The sequence below is a fragment of the Hymenobacter norwichensis DSM 15439 genome (assembly GCF_000420705.1).
GTDB classification, from domain to species: Bacteria; Bacteroidota; Bacteroidia; order Cytophagales; family Hymenobacteraceae; genus Hymenobacter; species Hymenobacter norwichensis.
This window is the reverse complement of the sequence record NZ_ATVL01000006.1, coordinates 931,038-947,688: the sequence shown is the minus strand read 5'-3', so window position 1 is coordinate 947,688 and position 16,651 is coordinate 931,038. Positions and strand designations below refer to the sequence as shown.

The following is a 16,651-nucleotide window of genomic DNA, read 5'->3' as shown; positions in this document are numbered from 1 at the left end:
TATTGCGTGGCCTACAATTCGTCAAGCAACCAGAGAATGATGAAAATGACGCCGATAATGGCGATAATACCACCAATCAAACCAAAAATGCTGCTGATACCGCTGAACAGCGATACTAAGAGACCAATCAGCAATAGGATGATACCCGTACGCAGGTTACCACTGATGGCGTTGGCTTTGGCCGTTTCGCTGTGTTGCTTGATTTGCGCCTTGCTGGTGAGCTTATTCAGTTGCTTAGTCACTTTATTAAGTGCCAACCGTTGCGTAAAATTTGGCTTACTAGCTGCGGTAGACTGCGCTGCCTGAGCAGCAGCGCGGGTGGTACGAGATGGTGCAGCAGGTGTAGCAGCGACTTTTGCTGTAGTAGCAGGTGCTGGCGCTTCAACAGCTACTGATTTTTCCACTTGAGGAGTTGCGGGCTCTGCTACTACCGCGGCATCCGAGGTTGCTGGAGCGGTAGGTTCTACCTTCGCTACATTACCGTAGGTAGCATGATACGGCGTAGTTTTGGGCAACATGGCGTACTCGGCACGGTTGCAGCTGCTGATACTCAGGCCTACAACCGCAACGGCAGCTAGCTTCGACAGGGTATTGAAAAGGTGTTTCATAAGGGAGAAAGGTTTGTTTGAAGGTTCTGGAACGAGGTTTGTACGCTTCAAGTTGGGGAACGGACGAAAAAATAACATCATCGATGCCCCTAACACCTAGTCTGAGCAGGTAGCTCAACTGTTTTGAAAGTCCGTCGAACGCTTCCGACAGTTAGGATGTTTACTTAAACACGACTTATTTGCACTCGTGCCTATGTTCTTCCCCTCTTTGCTTCGGACAACTTCGCTGTCCTTGTTATTGCTTCCTGCGGCCTGCACCCAAACTCCAATGGAGAGTTCCTCGGCTATGGCTGCGGAGCAACGCATTGCTGCTGGCCTATCATCTGATGCTACTGACACCAGTGGCTACCGCTTAGGCCCTTCACAAGACCCCAACGGTATCGGCAAATACTACCAAGGCCGCCAGATTGCGCACGTCATGGGCCACGAAGGGGCGGAATGGCTGGAGCGCGGCGACCGACAGGAAGAAGAAGGCACCGACGTTTTGCTACGGGAGTTGAAGCTGAAGCCTACCGATGTAGTAGCAGATATTGGTGCAGGCACGGGGTATTTTTCGTTCCGTATCAGCCCTTTGGTACCGCAAGGCAAAGTATTGGCCGTGGATATCCAGCCGGAAATGGTGGAATACCTGCGCGACCATAAGGCCTCCAATAACGCCATGAACGTGGAGCCGATTTTGGGTACGGTGCAAAACCCTAACCTTCCCAAGGCTGGGGTTGACTTGGTACTCATTGTGGATGCGTACCACGAGTTCGACCACCCACGGGAAATGATGCGCTCCATCCGCAATTCACTGCGCCCTACTGGCCGGGTAGCCTTGGTGGAATACCGCGCCGAAGACCCCAACGTACCTATCAAGCGTATTCATAAGATGACCGAAGCGCAGGTCCGTAAAGAAATGGAGGCGCTAGGACTGGTGTTTGTAGAAAATAGCAAGGCATTGCCGCAGCAGCATCTTCTAATTTTCCGCCGTCAGTAGTTCCACTGTATTCCATCAATCATCTGCATAGCAGCCTCTTTTCAACTATATCATCGGTTGGGAAGGGGCTGCTTCTTTTACGGATATAGCCACATCAGGCACTTCATAGCACAGGGCAATGGCGCGGTGGTTCTACCTTTGTGATATGTCCGCTACCACTCCCGACCCACGCTCTATTTCCATCTTCGATTATACTTATACGCTGCCGCCGGAGCGGATAGCCCCAGCTCCTCTACCCAACCGGGACCAGTCGAAGCTGCTGGTGTACCGGGTGGGCCATATCACCGACCAAGTATTCAATCATCTGCCGCAGGAGCTGCCTGCCAACTCGCTTCTAGTCTTCAACGACACCAAAGTGGTACAGGCGCGGCTATTCTGCCACAAACCTACCGGTGGGCAGGTGGAGCTATTCTGTCTGGAGCCCGTAGCCCCGCACCGCGCCGTGGAGCTGGCCATGCAGCAGACCGGTGAGTCTGTTTGGAAATGCCTAGTTGGTAACGGCAAACGCTGGAAAAGTGGCCCAGTCCTGCTCGAGTTTACGGCCCAAGGGCAACCGGCCACACTCACGGCTGAGCGGCTGGAAGCCACGGATGGATATTCGCTGGTCAACTTCCACTGGCAGCCCGCTACTTTGCCTTTTGCTGAAGTGCTGCGTGGAGCCGGCCATTTGCCGCTTCCCCCCTACCTCAACCGCGACGACACCGAGGCCGATGCAGTGCGCTACCAAACCGTATACGCCGCGCACGAAGGCGCCGTAGCGGCTCCCACTGCCGGCCTACATTTTTCTGATGAGGTGCTAACCCACCTAGCAGAGCAGGGCACTACCACGGCCCACGTTACGCTGCATGTAGGGGCCGGTACGTTTCAGCCTGTGAAAGCCGACCGGATGGCAGGCCATGCCATGCACGGTGAGCCATTTGTAGTGGAGGCACAGGTACTGCGGCAGTTGCTTGCGCACGATCAACGGCCAATAATTGCGGTGGGTACCACCAGCCTCCGCACGCTGGAAAGCCTTTATTGGCTGGGGGTGCAGGCTGATGCTGGCCTACTAACTGCCGACTCATTGCCGCACGTGGGGCAATGGCAGCCTTACGAGCCGGGTTCTACTCTACCCACTGGCGATGCGCTATATGCTTTGCTTACCTATCTGCACGAGCAGCAGCTTGAGTCCTTGTACGCTACCACTCAGCTACTCATTGCGCCAGGCTATCAGTTCCGAGTGATACAAGGGCTAGTTACCAATTTTCATCAACCCGAAAGCACGCTACTGTTGCTGGTAGCAGCGTTACTCGGCCCCGATTGGCGCCGCGTCTACGACCATGCGTTGGCTAATAACTACCGCTTTCTAAGTTATGGCGACAGTTCATTGCTGCTTCCTTAACATATGTCAGTGCAGCAGTCGAACAACTTGGAACCTGAACCATATGCAACCTATTCTACGGGCGCCGTATAAGGACCGAGGTTCGCTAAATAGCCTCTTCCTTACAACCATGAAAAAGATCCTAATGCTGCTTGCTGCCGCAGCTTTCTCCACCGCAGCCTTCGCCCAAGGCGACAAAGTAGTAGTACGCGACGAAGCCACCGGCGCTAAAGCCACCACTACTGTACGCGACAATGGTACCATGAAAACGGAAACCCGTACGGGCCGCACCGAGGCAGGTCAGAAAGCCTACAACACAAAAGAAGACGTAAAGTACGCCGGCAAAAAGACGGGTAACGCCGTTGAAAAAGGTGCCAAGAAAACCGGTAAAGCGGTGAAGAAAGGTGCTAAAGCCGTGAAAAACAAAGCCGAAGACGTAGTAGATTAGTAGCCCGAATAGGCACGATTTGAAGCGAATTTCATAGCTTTTACAAACGAGAAGTTCGGCAACTTCAATCAGTTGTATCAACAAGAAAGGCTTGCCATCTGGCAAGCCTTTCTTGTTGTGGTGTGAATTGCATACCACACCAGACTTGTTTCAGTTCGTAGCCAACAAACAGCTATTGGCCCACGAAAAACAAGGCATTGCCGAAGAGTAGCTTGCCGCCTTGCCAGAAACCGCGGAACAACGGATTATCGGCGAGGTAAATCACCTGGCCGCGGCCCATCTCCTGCGCCCCGAGCACGAATGTATCAGTGAGCTTACGCTGGGCCTGCCGGCCGGCAAAACCTGCGGCGTAGTTGTTACGCTTTAGCACACCCACATTCCAGCCACCTTCGCCCAGAAACCGGTAGTTGATCGTATCACGAATCAGGGCGTAATAGGTGGGGCCGTAGCCAAAAGCTAATGGATGGGTGTTGTCGAGTTGGACGCGGTAGACACTGCCTTGCACCCGCTCCCCAATTTGCTCCCGCTCTGCGCTAGCGTAGGGTTTCAACAGGCGGTATGGGTTGGCCTTTCGGTTGGCCACCGAATCAGTGGACTTCGTTTTGAGCAGGAAATCTTTTTTGCCCGCTAAAAAGGCAGCGGCGCCTTCCAAGGCAATCAGCCGGCCACCGCCCCGAACCCAGGTTTTCAGGGCCTCCAAGCTGCGTTCCGAATACATTTCCGAATAGTCACCGTCGGGCAAAATCAGCACGTCAAACTTGCTGAGTGGTACGCTACGCAGATAGTCGGAGCCCAGCACCGTAACGGGGTAGCCAATCTGCTGCTCAAAGAAGTGCCATACCTCCCCGAAAGCCGTGGGCGAAACACCTTCGCCTCCTACTACTGCAATGGTGGGGCGTGCCACGTTGCGCACGTAGCCGGAACCTAAATCGGCTCCGGAAGTGGAGAAGCCCGACTTCACAGCTTGCACCGTCACGCCGGCCGAGTCGGCTTGGGTACGCACCAACTGGTCGAAGCGGCTGCCAAGGCTTTCGTTGCCGGTGCGCGTAATCACCAGTGTGCCCGGCTGATACTGCTGCCCCTCCGACTCGAAAGCCCGACCGGCTACGCGCACCTTCACCCGCTGCTGCAACAGTCGGCTCAGGAAACGCACATCCTGCAAATTGTTCCAACGTGCTACGTACGCATAAGGTCTGTCGGTTGCCGGTTGTGAGTTACCAGCTACTACAGCAGAAGTGCCCTTGGCCGGCGTGGTAGCGGAAACTGCCAATTTATCTTTGAGCGCATACGCTTTCAAGCCAAACGAGTACGGCAGTGCCCAGGCAGTAATATCGTAAGTAAGGGAGTCTTCGAGGGCTGGGCGCGGCTCAAACAGCACCTTTACCAGCGTCGATTTAGGCTGATACATGCTCACTACCACATCCTGCGCTTCTATCTGCACGCTTTCCTCCTTTCCCAGACTGTAGTCGAAGCCTCGGGTTTTGAGGCGGCGCGGGGCGTAGCCGTACTGAATTTGCTGCCGCTCTAAATACTGGGTGAAAGCTTTCAATTGGCCAGGGTCGCCGGCGCCCGACACCACGAACGACTTATAGGAGCCATGAGGCTTGGTGCGGGCGTCAGTGAAGTACTTCTGAAACTCCGTCACTAGCTCATTATGCCGCTCGGCCGTGGCCCGGATGGTAGCCAGACTAGTGGCGTGGTGGTGCGAAATACGTTGTGCCAGCGTGAGGGTATCGCCATCGGACTTGGCATATCGGACTCCTGCCCGGCCCGAGCCGCCCTGCTCATACGTCATGCCAATGGCCCCGTTAAACGACGGGTACGTGTCGCCGTAGCTGGGGTAGAACAGGTCGTAGGTTTCGCGGGTGAAGTACAGCCAGTTGTTCTGGTCGAACACCTGTCGGTTGTAGTCACCGATTACGTTCTGAAATTTGCGCTGAAAGTCAGTAATGTCCTCGTGGTAAGGTTTGGCAGCCGGCGAGAAGTAGTACGGGTCGTCGGGGCCCATTTCATGAAAATCGGCGTGTACTTGGGGCAGCCACTGGTTGTATAGGGTAAGGCGCTGCCGGCTTTCCTGCTGGGTTTGCCAAGCCCAGTCGCGGTTCAAATCAAAATAATAGTGGTTGAAGCGGCCACCGGGCCAGGGCTCGTGGTGCTCCCAGGCGTAAGGCGAGGCGTTGGCCATCTGAGCCCGCACCCGGTTATACCACTGCACGTACCGCTCGTGCCCATCAGGATTTACGCAAGGGTCGAGCAACACCACCGTATTCTGGAGCCACTCCTGCGTCTGCTTGTTTTGTGGGTCCGCTAGGTCATACAGTACCTGCATCACCGCCTCCGACGACACGGCCTCGTTGCCATGAATGTTGTAGCTCAGCCACACAATAGCGGGCTGCTGACGCTGCACAGCTCCGTTTTCCAAGCCTGCTAGGCGCAAATTGTTGCGGCGGATGTCGTCGAGGCGGCTTAAGTTTTCGGGTGTGGCTACCTGCACTACTTCCAGCCGACGGTTTTCGTAAGTCTGGCCGTAGTCCTGCCGTTTCATGCGGCCAGGGGCATGGGCCACTACGTGGTCAACGTAGCGCAACAAGTCGGCGTGGGGCGTGAAGCGGCTGCCCAGTGGGTATCCCAGAAACTGGCTGGGCGTGAGCAACGGCCCGGCTTCGAGTGCAGCCGGCGCGGTTTGGGCAAAGCTGGCCAGTGGCAGCAACAGCAAAAACAACACCCGCAGGTAAACGCGGGTACTCAGTAAGTAGAATGGATACATCGGTCAAGAGAAAGAGCAGAAAGAAAAGTCAGCCACCAGCAGCCAGCGTACAAAAAGCCCGTTGGCACAGATACCAGCGGGCTTTTCGTACAATTCAACGTATTAATTTCAGGCTAGAAGCGCGGCACGTTGCTATAATCGAAGTCGTCTTCCTGCTCTTGTTCACGCACTTGATATAGCACGCTTTCGGCCACGCCGCGACCAAACAAGCTGACGCCCGCATTGAGCACGCACAAGGCTACAGTGCCAGCTACCACCCAGTCGGTAGCTGGCTCGCCCCGCTCTTTCTTGGCGGCGGCCCATTGCACTAAACACGAACCCAACCCGATGACCATCAACCCACTAGGAGCAAACAACAACCATTTTTTCTTATGGGTCATGACAAGCAGTAAATAGAGAATAGGGGGAAACAAACGGTGGTGCTACCCAGCAGCACAGCTACCAAAGATAGCAAGGAACAGCTGCTACACGGCATCGGCACGCTCAGATTCCCATCGTACCTTTGGCCGCACGAGTACTGGAGCGTCTTTTTGCCCAGCAATATTTGCTAATATAAGCCGGCGGTAGTTACTAGTTGACGGGTCGGCCCTTTTTTCTCCTGCATGTCTGCCTACGAAGAATTATTGCGCGCCGCCTTCAGCCGCGTGCCCGACCCCAGCCGCTACCTCACCCCCGCTACCCTGGCGGCCTACGATGATTTCCGCCGCGCCAAAAACCCTGATTTGTCGTTTCGGTTTGAGCGGGTGCGGCTAGGCGTGGCCATGAGCTTGCTCCAATTGCTAGCCGACCTTGGTGACCATGATGAAAGCCGGCAAGTACTGGCCGTACTGCACCGGGCGTTGGGCGCGCGTTCCGCCACCGAAATCGACGCTATTATTCAGAAAGAGGTGAAGCATTTTGAGAGGCTTTACACCAACCTCTACGTGAACGAAGAAGGTGAGCAACTGCTACACCTTTTTGAGCGCACGCTCGATGCTGATTCGCAGCCATTAATGGAAGAAGTTATTCACGAAGCCCTCGCCTTGACCCAAGAGCTTGACTTCACGCACGACGACGAGGACGAAGACTAGCCAGTTTGTCTCGCTATTTTCAGCGTTTAATTAGCTGTAGTAGTATATTCCCCCCACTTGGCGTTGGGTTTGCTTATTCGTCATACCTACCTTTACCTGCATCAACGCAGTCTATACCAAGCGGCAGTAGCGCCGCACTCCGTCCCTTTCCCTCTTCCCTGAATGTCAAACCCCATCCAGTACCTGACCACAGCGGCCGAGGTGCAACACGCCGCCGACATTCTACGGACGGCCCCACGCATTGCCATCGACCTGGAGTTTGATGATATGCGCCACCGGTACGGCCGTAATCTGGCCTTGATTCAGATTTTCGACGGTCAGACGCCTTATCTTATTGACCCGCTGCCGCTAACTAACCCAGCACACGACCTGGAGCCGCTCTGGCTGATCCTGCGTGACCCAGCAGTTGCCAAAGTGTTTCACAGCTGCAAGTCTGATATTCTGCTGCTCGATGAGCTGTACGGAGTGCACGTGCGCAACATTGTGGATACCAGTGTGCAATACACCCTGCTGGCCGAAGCCGACAACAACATTTCCTTGGGCCGCCTGATTCAGTCTGAGCTAGGAATTGAAGTAGACAAGGGTGAGCAGAAGTCCAACTGGTTGAAGCGCCCCCTTACAGAGGCCCAAATGCAGTATGCCGCCAACGACGTCCTGTATTTGTTTGAGCTGACCGACCGGTTGCGCGACAAGCTGGCTGCCTTGGGCCGCACGCACTGGGCCGAAGAGGAAAACGCAGCATTAGAGGACGTGCGCTACTCCCGCGACGAGCGGCCGTATCTGCGTATGGCCGGCAAATACCGGATTCTGCCCCAAGAGTTGCCCTTGTTCCGCGACCTGTACTTGCTCCGCGACCAAGTGGCCCGGCAGATCGACCGGCCGCCGTACATGGTATTTGCCAATGAGCGGCTGCCCGAATTAGTGCGTGACTTGCCCCGCAACCTCAACGCATGGAAAGCAGCCCGAGGCCTGCATCCGGAACTGAAGCGCACTCCTTACCTGGAGCAACTAGCGGCACTTTCTGCCGACGATTTCGTGCCGGCACCGGAGCCAACTCTACCAGCTGAGCAACGGCGGTTTCCGTTTCGGCGGCGCCTCACCGGTGAAAAGGCGGCCCGTGCCGATGCCCGTGAGCAATTCCTGACGCAGCTAAAAACGCACGTCACCACCGATATCAACGGGTTTGTGGCCAACCTAGTACTCTCTAACCGCTTGGTAGCCGACATCATTGAGCTAGGAGCCGAGCAGGTATTGCGCCCCTGGCAGAAAACCATTTTGCGCGAAACAGCTGAGCGCCACAACTTGAATTACGAATTAGTAGCGCAGCCCTTTTAACGCACAAGGTCAGCAACGCTGAAACGCCGCTTCAAGAAAGCCCCCAAATAAAAAAGACTGGCTACCAAGCCGGTCTTTTTTATTTGCAGCCCGCAAGAAACCCTCCGAAATTCTGTTCTTTGCAGACGGACGCTCAGCGGGTTGTGTGCCCGTGAGCTACCGCATGCTCTGCTCTCGTTTCTTCGCGAAACCCTTTTCGCGCCCTATTGTCTATGCTAAGCCACGGTCAGGTTGTCCGGTTGATTTTCGGATTGAAATTGCGCGAGTTGCGCCAGGAACGCGGCTTCACCCCCGCCGAAATGGCGCGCGCCTGCGACGTATCTGTTTCGTACCTGAATGAGATAGAGAAAGGCAAAAAATACCCAAAGGCCGACAAAATACTGAGCCTCAGCAAAGTACTTGGCGTCAGCTACGACCAGCTGACTTCGCTCACGCTGAGCCGTCGCCTAGAGCCCATATCGGAGTTATTGCAGTCGGATGTGCTCAAAGAGTTTCCGCTGGAAATGTACGGCCTCGACCCTATTCGAATTGTGGAGCTGATTGCCGATGCACCGGCTAAGATGAATGCCTTCATCAGCACGCTTTTCGAAATAGCCCGCAATTTCGAAATGCGCCAGGAGAACTTCTTTCTAGCAGCCTTGCGCTCCTACCAGGAGATGCACGACAACTATTTCGAAGACCTGGAGCAGGATGTGCGGACGTTTTGCGTGGAAGAGAATCTGACCACTACCGCCCCCTTCGACACCACGCAGCTAGAGCGTGTACTGGTGGAGAAGTACGGCTATACCCTCAACCGCACCAAGCTGGCCAACTACAAGTCATTGGGGCGGCTCCGGTCGGTGTTCCAGCCCAGAACCCGTTGCTTGCTGTTGCGGCCCGGTCTCTCCAAGGCGCAGGAAGCGTTTGTGCTGGGCCGGGAAGTAGCCTTCAATTATCTGGGCCTGAAAGAGCGGCCCTACGTGAATGCCACGTTCCCGGTGCGCTCTTTCGAGGAGGTACTCAACAACTTCAAGGCCTCGTATTTCGCCGGCGCGCTGCTGATGGAAGAAGAAAGCCTGGTGCGCGACTTGCAGCAGTTTTTCAGCTTACCCGGCTGGGTACCGGCCGGGCTAGCAGCCCTGCTTGCGCGCTATGATGTGTCGCCGGAGATGTTTATGCAGCGGCTCACCAATTTGCTACCTCGGCATTTCGGGCTGCAAAGCCTGTTTTTTTTGCGTTTCGACCAATCCAGTGAGACGGATGAGGGCTACAAGCTCAGCAAGGAGTTGCACTTGTCGCGCCTACACAACCCCCACGGCAACGAGCTGCACGAGCATTACTGCCGGCGCTGGGTATCTATTCGGATGGTACAGGAAGCGCGGCGCCAGGCGACTACTGAGGTGCCGGCCTTTGTGATGGGCGCGCAACGCTCCCGCTACCCCAACAACGACGAATATTTGTGTTTGACGCTGGCGCGAGCAGCTGGCCCCACCGAGCCCGCCGTGAGCGTTACCGTGGGGCTGCTGGTGGATGAAAACCTACGCCAGAGAATTCAGTTCTACGACGACGGCCTGATTCCGCAACGAACAGTGAATGAAACCTGTGAACGGTGCCAGATTCCGAACTGTGAGGTGCGCGCCGCTGAACCGCTGGAAATCGAGCGCCGGGCCCGGCAACGGGAAACCGAAGCTGCCATTGCCGCGCTGGTTAATGCCGATATTTAGCCTCATACTGTTACCCACAGCCCCGGAAGCGTCCGGCCAAGGCAGATGAGACAGCCGTTGACCGGCTTCCTTAGCCAGGGTAGCAACGGCCGCCACCAAAGTTTTACACGGAACTACGCAGCTGGTTTCGGGGTATAGCTGATTCGCCTACCAGACTTTTAACTTTTGCCTGACCCGAAACCTGCTTCCGCTTCCCGCCGCTGGCTGTGGTACGTACTGCTGACTGCATTGCTGCTCGTCGGGGGCGCCACGTACGGTACCTGGCGCATCCTGTGGCAGCCCAATGTAGCAGTGTCGCCTTACGGCGCAGGCTATCTGTATATCCGAACGGGCACCGGTTACCCGGCAGTATTGGATTCGTTGCGGCGCCACGAGCTGCTGCGCGATTTACGCACCTTTGAGTGGCTGGCCGAACGACGCAATTACCCGCAATTGGTGCGCCCTGGCCGCTACCGCCTCGACCCCACGCTGGGCAACCAAGACTTGTTGGATATGCTGCTGACTGGGCGGCAGGACACTTTGGCTTTCACACTCGACGCTTTCAAGTACAAGCCGCAGCTCACCCGCCAAATCAGCCTACAGTTGGAAGCCGATTCCACAGAATTGCGCCAGTTGCTCAACAATAATGCGTTCCTCACCCAGCGCTACCAACTGGATACGACCACCGTGCTAACGCTGTTTCTACCGGGCCCGTACCGCTTGTTCTGGAATACCTCGGCCCGGCAGTTTCTGGATTCGGCCGCGGCTACGCACCACCGGTTCTGGACCGCCGAGCGGCAGCAGCGCGCCGACTCACTGGGCCTCTCGCCCACACAGGTGCACGTGCTGGCCAGTATTGTGCAACGCGAAACGGCCAAGAAGGAAGACAAGCCCATTATCGCGGGCGTGTACCTGAACCGACTCCGGCGCAATATGCGCCTGCAAGCCGACCCCACGCTGCTGTGGGCCATCGGCAACTTCGGGGTGAAACGGGTGCTCAACAAGGACAAGCTGGTGGATTCGCCCTACAACACCTACAAGCATAAAGGTCTACCCCCCGGTCCTATCACCTCGGCCAACCGCCAAAGCCTAGATGCCGTGCTGAAGCCCGCAGCCCACCAGTACGTGTTCTTTTGTGCCCGCCCCGATGGCAGTGGCTACTCCGACTTCGCTGAAACCTATGCCGACCACAAACGAAACGCCCGCCGCTACCAGCAGCACCTAGACAGCTTAGGTGTAAAGCGGTGAAGCAGCCAAATGGTGAGGTTGTGAACTAGTGAGGCGGATGTTCTGCTGGCGTTGCTTGCGCCCATTAAACTCACTATTGCACCAACTCACCTCAGCCGGTAAAGGCGCAGTTGCAGGGAATCCTGGCGGGCGGCCTGCTGAAGCTTCAGCGTTTCCTGGTAGCCCAGGCCGGTGTACTCGGAGTGCTCCAGAAACAACAGTGGTGAGGTAAGCAACGGCTCGGGTAGTGCGAACAGTGAAGGCTGCCGAGCCAGCGAATCGAAATAAGGCGAATTGACGACCCGCCAACTGGCATCCAGCAGCACATACTCGAACTGCTTTCGGCGCCATTCTGGCAGTTGTGCTTCAGTTGTTATAACTGCCAGCGTGTCGAGCTTAACGAGAAACGGGCTCAGCCCCAAACTGAGAGTACTTGCTATCCGAATAGGGCGCGTGGGAGTGCGTAGCCGAAGATGCCGGGCTAGTTGACCGTAGTGGGTGGGCATGTAGGCGTAAATTTCGCGCTGAATCCGGTGCAGATTGAATGCCGTAGCCACCAGAAATACAACGGCCAAGCATGCGTTGGCTACCACTTTCCACCGAACCCTGAGCAGCAGCTGGCGCACTCCCAGAAACGCCAGCACGTAGAACAGCGGGTATACCAGCAGCAACCCTCGCGGCGCCTTCAGCAGCAACGACATACCTAACAGAAAGCAGCCTGCCCATATTCCCAGATACGTTGGCAGGCTCAGGCGCTGCGCTTTCCGCCTTGCGTGCTGCCAGCCACTCCGCAGCCCCAACAGCACCCCACCCAGCAACACCGGTAACAACAGCGGCGACTCAAAATCCCGGAGGTAGAGCAAGTAATAGAGCCCATCGAAGCGGAAATGGCCGGCGCGGCCGGCAGTGTTGCTGGCACCCGGAAAAACCAGGTTATAGTACACGGCGGGCCAACGGTACCACGGCAGCCCACCGAGTACCCCCAGCAGCCCAAACGCTACGTAAGGCACGGCCAGCACTAGCAACACCCGCGTTAGCACAACAGGCCGCCACAGTAGGCCACCGCCCCACAGCAGTTCCAGCAACAGCAGCACAGGCAGCGTTAATAGAAACTTGTAGTTAACGCTTAAACCGAGGGCCAGCCATGCCGCTACATCAAGCAAAGCCGGCATACTTGGGTTACGAAGCCGCCGGTAATGAGCCCGCACCATGCCAACGAACACCCACAAGCTCATCGAGCCCATGGTAAAGTCACGGCCGGAGAAAGTGAGAAACACCGAGGTACCAACAAATAGCAGCAGCAGCGCCTTTTCAAGGGCCGTTAGCCGGACCGCAACTCCCACAAACTGCACTAACCAGGCCAGTGCTACCACAGCCAGCAGCGCATTCAGATGCTGAAAAACACGGTAATCGGTAGTGAACCAAGCCACCGGAGCGTACACCAGCGAGAAACCTGGACTGCCGTGGTGAAACAAATTGCGCAGGTTGCCGTGGGCCACCTCCTGTACTATTTGCCAGTTGCGCACAGAGTCATAGTCGGGCAGCGCCACTTCCGCCAGGCCGTATAGGCGCACCGCCACCACGCCGATAAGCGCCAAGGCAGGCCATAGAAGATTGGGCAGCTTCACACCCAGGAAAGTAAAACGCAAAGCAGGGGCAGCAAATGGAGTTGCAAGATGCTAGTTTTGCCGGGGAGGTGCCATCAGCACCGTTGCAAGCAGCAGCTCCGCTTCGGAAAAGCTCTCAAAACCCCTGTTCCATTCAGCCATTTTGTTACTCAGTTACTCACATGCGTACCGTTATTCAGCGTGTGCAGCACGCCAGCGTCACTGTTGAGGGGCGCATCACTGGGCAGATTGGGCCAGGGCTGCTGGTACTAGCCGGCTTCGCGCCCGATGATACCCCCGCCATTCTCGACTGGATGGCGCGCAAGCTGGTGCAGCTACGCATCTTCTCCGATGAAGAAGGCAAGATGAACCGCTCGGTGCAGGACGTGGGCGGACAGGTCTTGGTAGTCAGCCAGTTCACGTTGCTTGCCGATGCCCGCAAAGGCAACCGCCCCAGCTACATTGGCGCCGCACCGCCACCCATTGCCATTCCGCTCTACGAGCAGTTTGTACAGCGCTTAGAGCAACTTTTAGGTTACCCCGTACCCACCGGCGAATTTGGGGCTGATATGCAGGTTGCACTTCTCAACGACGGCCCCGTTACCATCGTGCTAGACACTAAGGAGTAAAGTAGCCTACGTTTGCAGCCGCCAACCGACGTATGCGCCAGCTGCGCCACTTGCTCCGCAGGGCACCTTACTCAATCTATATCACTCACTTATGACCATCGACGAAGCACAGCAGACCGTAGATGCCTGGATTCAAACCACCGGCATCCGTTATTTCAATGAGCTAACCAACATGGCCATGCTCACCGAAGAAGTAGGCGAAGTGGCCCGCATCATTGCCCGGCAATACGGTGAACAGTCGTTCAAGGAATCCGACAAAGACAAAGTGCTGGCCGATGAGCTAGCCGATGTGCTGTTCGTGGTGATTTGCTTAGCCAACCAAACCGGCGTCAACCTCACCGACGCCCTCCAGCGCAATCTGGAAAAGAAAACCCTGCGCGACACCGACCGGCACCGCAACAACGAGAAGCTGAAGTAGCACAAAACAGGTTTCTGCCTAACAGAACTACAGCGTAATCTGGCCGCCGTGGTACAGCGGCACCACGTTGTACTCGTTTTGACGCACGCAAAATTCCATGTCCTTGTGCGACTCCAAACTATTGAGCCGCCGCACGTGCGACGATTTAAGCAGGTAGCCAGCCACATCAGACGCCGCAGCCCGCCACAAATCCAGTGCCGCCAGGGTGGCATCCGAATCGGTGGTGGTAAAGTTGGCGGCTAGGTGGTGGGCCAGGGCGCCACCGAACAGGGTGTCCTCTAGGCAGAAATTGCCCTTCCAGCCCGCACACACCACCACTACGTCTTTCTGCTGCTCCCGCAGGAAATCGGCTACGGCACCTAGGTTCAGGAACGCGCCTACTACTACTGCATCTGCCGCCTGCGAGAGGTGCAGGGCACGGGTGCCGTTGGTGGTGGTGATGGCCACCGACCGGCCGCGCACAGCCACCACCCCATCCAGGTACCCGAAAGGCGAGTTGCCAAGGTCCACGCCGGGCAGCTGGCAGCCGTCCCGCTCGGCGGCGGTGAGGTAGCCTTGCAAGGCCAGCGCCTGGCAGTCAGCCACCTCGCTCACGGGTACCAAATGCGTGACACCCTGCGCCAGTGCCGTTACAATGGATGAGGTGGCCCGAAGAATATCAACCACTACCGCTACCCGCCCGCGTAGGTCGTAAAGCGGCAGCAGCTCCGGGGAAAAGCAAATATCAAAAGAGGGCATCGAGTAGAAACTAGAAGTATAGAAGCTAGAAGACAGAAGTTGAGAGCATGACGCTTCTAGCTCCCAACCTCCAGCTACTATTCCGTGCCCGACACGAACGGCAGCTTCACCACTGTAGCGGGAAGGTTTTTGCCGCGCACCTGCACGAAAATCTTGCTACCGGGCGCGCTCAGCTCGGTTTGCACGTAGCCCAACCCGATACCTTTGCTGAGCGAAGGCGACTGGGTGCCGCTGGTGACGTCGCCTACCTTTTCGCCGGCTTCGTTCACCAGCTCGTAGTGCCCACGCGGAATGCCAGGACCGTCCATGAGGAAGCCCACCAGCTTGCGCTCCACACCGGTTTCCTTCTGCTTTTTCAGGTTATCGGCATTGGTGAAGTCCTTGCTGAACTTGGTAATCCAGCCTAGGCCAGCTTCCAGCGGAGATGTTTCGTCGTTGATGTCGTTACCATAGAGGCAGTAGCCCATTTCCAGGCGCAACGTGTCGCGGGCACCCAGGCCGATGGGTTTTAGGCCGTGGGGCTGGCCGGCTTCCATTACCTTGTCCCACACCTGCCGAGCGTGCTCGTTGGGTACGTACAGCTCGAAACCGCCGGCCCCGGTGTAGCCTGTGGCGGATATGATGACATTCGGTGCACCCGCAAACGTACCCTGCACGAACGAATAATACGGGATGGCACTCAGGTCCACGTCGGTCAGGGGTTGTAGCGTGGCTACGGCTTTAGGGCCTTGCACGGCAAACAGGCTGATGTCGTCGGACACGTTTTCCATTTCCGCGCCGGCTGTGTTGTGCTGCTGAATCCAGTTCCAATCTTTGTCGATGTTGGAGGCGTTTACCACCAATAGGTAGTCCTCATCGGCTAGCTTGTACACCAGCAAATCATCCACGATGCCGCCTTCCTGATTGGGCAAGCACGAATACTGGGCCTTGCCGTCGGTGAGCTTACTGGCGTCGTTGCTGGTTACGCGCTGAATCAGGTCGAGGGCCTGCGGGCCACGCACCCGAAACTCGCCCATGTGCGACACGTCGAAGATGCCCACGGCCCGGCGGACGGTGTGGTGCTCGTCGAGGTCGGAGGAATAGCGCACGGGCATATTGTAGCCGGCAAACGGCACCATCTTGGCGCCTAGCTGCTGGTGAACATCATTTAGGACAACGGTTTTGAGGTCTTCAGCCATTATTTCGGATTGGGGAATGAGGGCAGTTAGGCAGCTTAAGCTCAACTAGAAGGCGGTATAAGCAGTAAGCCACGGCGAAATTAGCTAATTCCGTGGGGCGGGCTACTACCACGGCCTTTGTCCTAGTATCTTTGAGTTCTGGCCGGTTAGTTTTCGGCCTCTCTCCCTGTTATTTTACATTTATTACCAGCCCTGCCGCAGCGGCTACCTCCCCATGAACGACGAGCTTAAGCAAGATTTTGAATCGGCTGTAGTGAAGCACCTGCTATTCAAATCGAAGTTGCGCTCCTACTTATACGGGAGTGGCACCAGCCAGGGCCCCATCCGTGACCCAGCCCAGTGCAACTTTGGCCACTGGATTCGAGACCGGGCACTCGGACCGTATGGGCATTTGCCGGAGTCGCGCGAGTTGGACCGCCTACACGTCCGGATTCATCAGGAAGCCAACCGCCTAATGGACCTGCACGCCCGCGGGCAGGTGGAGCCAGCCTTGGCCGCATTGCCCGCCGTGGAACAGCTTGCCGACCAGATAACTGCCCTGATGCGAACTATGGAGCAGAAGCTGCGTAGGGCGCAATAGGCAGTAGATCTTTCTGCCCGGCGCA

The 16,651-nt window shown here is 56.6% G+C and carries 16 protein-coding genes; 10 read left to right on the top strand and 6 right to left on the bottom strand.

The annotated features are described in order from the left end of the window. Positions 1 to 11 precede the first annotated feature (11 nt). The gene (locus tag G536_RS0105270) at positions 12 to 689 is read right to left on the bottom strand and encodes a hypothetical protein (protein ID WP_169515046.1); all 678 of its coding nucleotides are present in this window, start codon (positions 687 to 689) and stop codon (positions 12 to 14) included. A 112-nt stretch (positions 690 to 801) separates the two neighbouring features. Here G536_RS0105270 and G536_RS0105265 point away from each other — a divergent pair, with 112 nt between their 5' ends. The 3 genes from G536_RS0105265 (at position 802) to G536_RS0105255 (ending at position 3,395) form a co-directional block, all read left to right on the top strand. Then, the gene (locus G536_RS0105265; protein ID WP_084708491.1) at positions 802 to 1,587 is read left to right on the top strand and encodes a class I SAM-dependent methyltransferase; all 786 of its coding nucleotides are present in this window, start codon (positions 802 to 804) and stop codon (positions 1,585 to 1,587) included. A gap of 145 nt (positions 1,588 to 1,732) precedes the next feature. Continuing rightward, on the top strand, positions 1,733 to 2,968 hold the full coding sequence (locus tag G536_RS0105260) for an S-adenosylmethionine:tRNA ribosyltransferase-isomerase (protein WP_022822539.1): 1,236 nt from the start codon (positions 1,733 to 1,735) through the stop codon (positions 2,966 to 2,968). 109 nt (positions 2,969 to 3,077) lie between these two features. Further along, positions 3,078 to 3,395: a hypothetical protein gene (locus G536_RS0105255; protein WP_022822538.1), complete on the top strand. Its 318-nt coding sequence runs from the start codon at positions 3,078 to 3,080 to the stop codon at positions 3,393 to 3,395. A gap of 172 nt (positions 3,396 to 3,567) precedes the next feature. On the opposite strand, the gene G536_RS0105250 is transcribed toward G536_RS0105255, so the two are convergent. Together G536_RS0105250 and G536_RS26385 are read right to left on the bottom strand one after the other, a co-directional pair. Then, positions 3,568 to 6,162, bottom strand: a complete 2,595-nt coding sequence (locus tag G536_RS0105250; protein ID WP_022822537.1) for a M14 family metallopeptidase — start codon at positions 6,160 to 6,162, stop codon at positions 3,568 to 3,570. Positions 6,163 to 6,275: 113 nt separating this feature from the next. Beyond that, positions 6,276 to 6,542 (bottom strand): hypothetical protein, encoded by a 267-nt coding sequence (locus G536_RS26385; protein ID WP_022822536.1) that lies wholly within the window; start codon positions 6,540 to 6,542, stop codon positions 6,276 to 6,278. Positions 6,543 to 6,764: 222 nt separating this feature from the next. Between G536_RS26385 and G536_RS26380 the strand changes: the two genes are divergently transcribed. From G536_RS26380 to mltG, 4 genes are all read left to right on the top strand, one after another. Then, positions 6,765 to 7,232 (top strand): hypothetical protein, encoded by a 468-nt coding sequence (locus tag G536_RS26380; RefSeq protein ID WP_022822535.1) that lies wholly within the window; start codon positions 6,765 to 6,767, stop codon positions 7,230 to 7,232. A gap of 162 nt (positions 7,233 to 7,394) precedes the next feature. Beyond that, on the top strand, positions 7,395 to 8,567 hold the full coding sequence (locus tag G536_RS0105235) for a ribonuclease D (protein WP_022822534.1): 1,173 nt from the start codon (positions 7,395 to 7,397) through the stop codon (positions 8,565 to 8,567). A gap of 212 nt (positions 8,568 to 8,779) precedes the next feature. Further along, positions 8,780 to 10,270 carry a helix-turn-helix domain-containing protein gene (locus tag G536_RS0105230; RefSeq protein ID WP_026879848.1) on the top strand — a complete coding sequence of 497 codons (1,491 nt, stop codon included), beginning with the start codon at positions 8,780 to 8,782 and terminating at the stop codon, positions 10,268 to 10,270. 165 nt (positions 10,271 to 10,435) lie between these two features. Continuing rightward, a complete protein-coding gene (gene mltG, locus G536_RS0105225) occupies positions 10,436 to 11,497 on the top strand; it encodes an endolytic transglycosylase MltG (RefSeq protein ID WP_022822532.1) in 1,062 nt (353 codons plus the stop codon). An 86-nt stretch (positions 11,498 to 11,583) separates the two neighbouring features. On the opposite strand, the gene G536_RS0105220 is transcribed toward mltG, so the two are convergent. After that, on the bottom strand, positions 11,584 to 13,125 hold the full coding sequence (locus G536_RS0105220; RefSeq protein ID WP_022822531.1) for a hypothetical protein: 1,542 nt from the start codon (positions 13,123 to 13,125) through the stop codon (positions 11,584 to 11,586). A 140-nt stretch (positions 13,126 to 13,265) separates the two neighbouring features. On the opposite strand from G536_RS0105220, the gene dtd reads away from it, so the two are divergent. Together dtd and G536_RS0105210 are read left to right on the top strand one after the other, a co-directional pair. Continuing rightward, the gene (gene dtd / locus G536_RS0105215) at positions 13,266 to 13,712 is read left to right on the top strand and encodes a D-aminoacyl-tRNA deacylase (RefSeq protein ID WP_022822530.1); all 447 of its coding nucleotides are present in this window, start codon (positions 13,266 to 13,268) and stop codon (positions 13,710 to 13,712) included. Positions 13,713 to 13,803: 91 nt separating this feature from the next. Then, positions 13,804 to 14,130 carry a nucleotide pyrophosphohydrolase gene (locus G536_RS0105210; RefSeq protein ID WP_022822529.1) on the top strand — a complete coding sequence of 109 codons (327 nt, stop codon included), beginning with the start codon at positions 13,804 to 13,806 and terminating at the stop codon, positions 14,128 to 14,130. A gap of 27 nt (positions 14,131 to 14,157) precedes the next feature. On the opposite strand, the gene G536_RS0105205 is transcribed toward G536_RS0105210, so the two are convergent. Both G536_RS0105205 and gcvT read right to left on the bottom strand, forming a co-directional pair. Further along, positions 14,158 to 14,868 (bottom strand): 2-phosphosulfolactate phosphatase, encoded by a 711-nt coding sequence (locus tag G536_RS0105205; protein WP_022822528.1) that lies wholly within the window; start codon positions 14,866 to 14,868, stop codon positions 14,158 to 14,160. Between the two features lie 77 nt (positions 14,869 to 14,945). After that, positions 14,946 to 16,046 carry a glycine cleavage system aminomethyltransferase GcvT gene (gene gcvT, locus G536_RS0105200; RefSeq protein ID WP_022822527.1) on the bottom strand — a complete coding sequence of 367 codons (1,101 nt, stop codon included), beginning with the start codon at positions 16,044 to 16,046 and terminating at the stop codon, positions 14,946 to 14,948. A 214-nt stretch (positions 16,047 to 16,260) separates the two neighbouring features. Between gcvT and G536_RS0105195 the strand changes: the two genes are divergently transcribed. After that, the gene (locus G536_RS0105195; protein WP_022822526.1) at positions 16,261 to 16,626 is read left to right on the top strand and encodes a CZB domain-containing protein; all 366 of its coding nucleotides are present in this window, start codon (positions 16,261 to 16,263) and stop codon (positions 16,624 to 16,626) included. Positions 16,627 to 16,651: the final 25 nt, after the last annotated feature.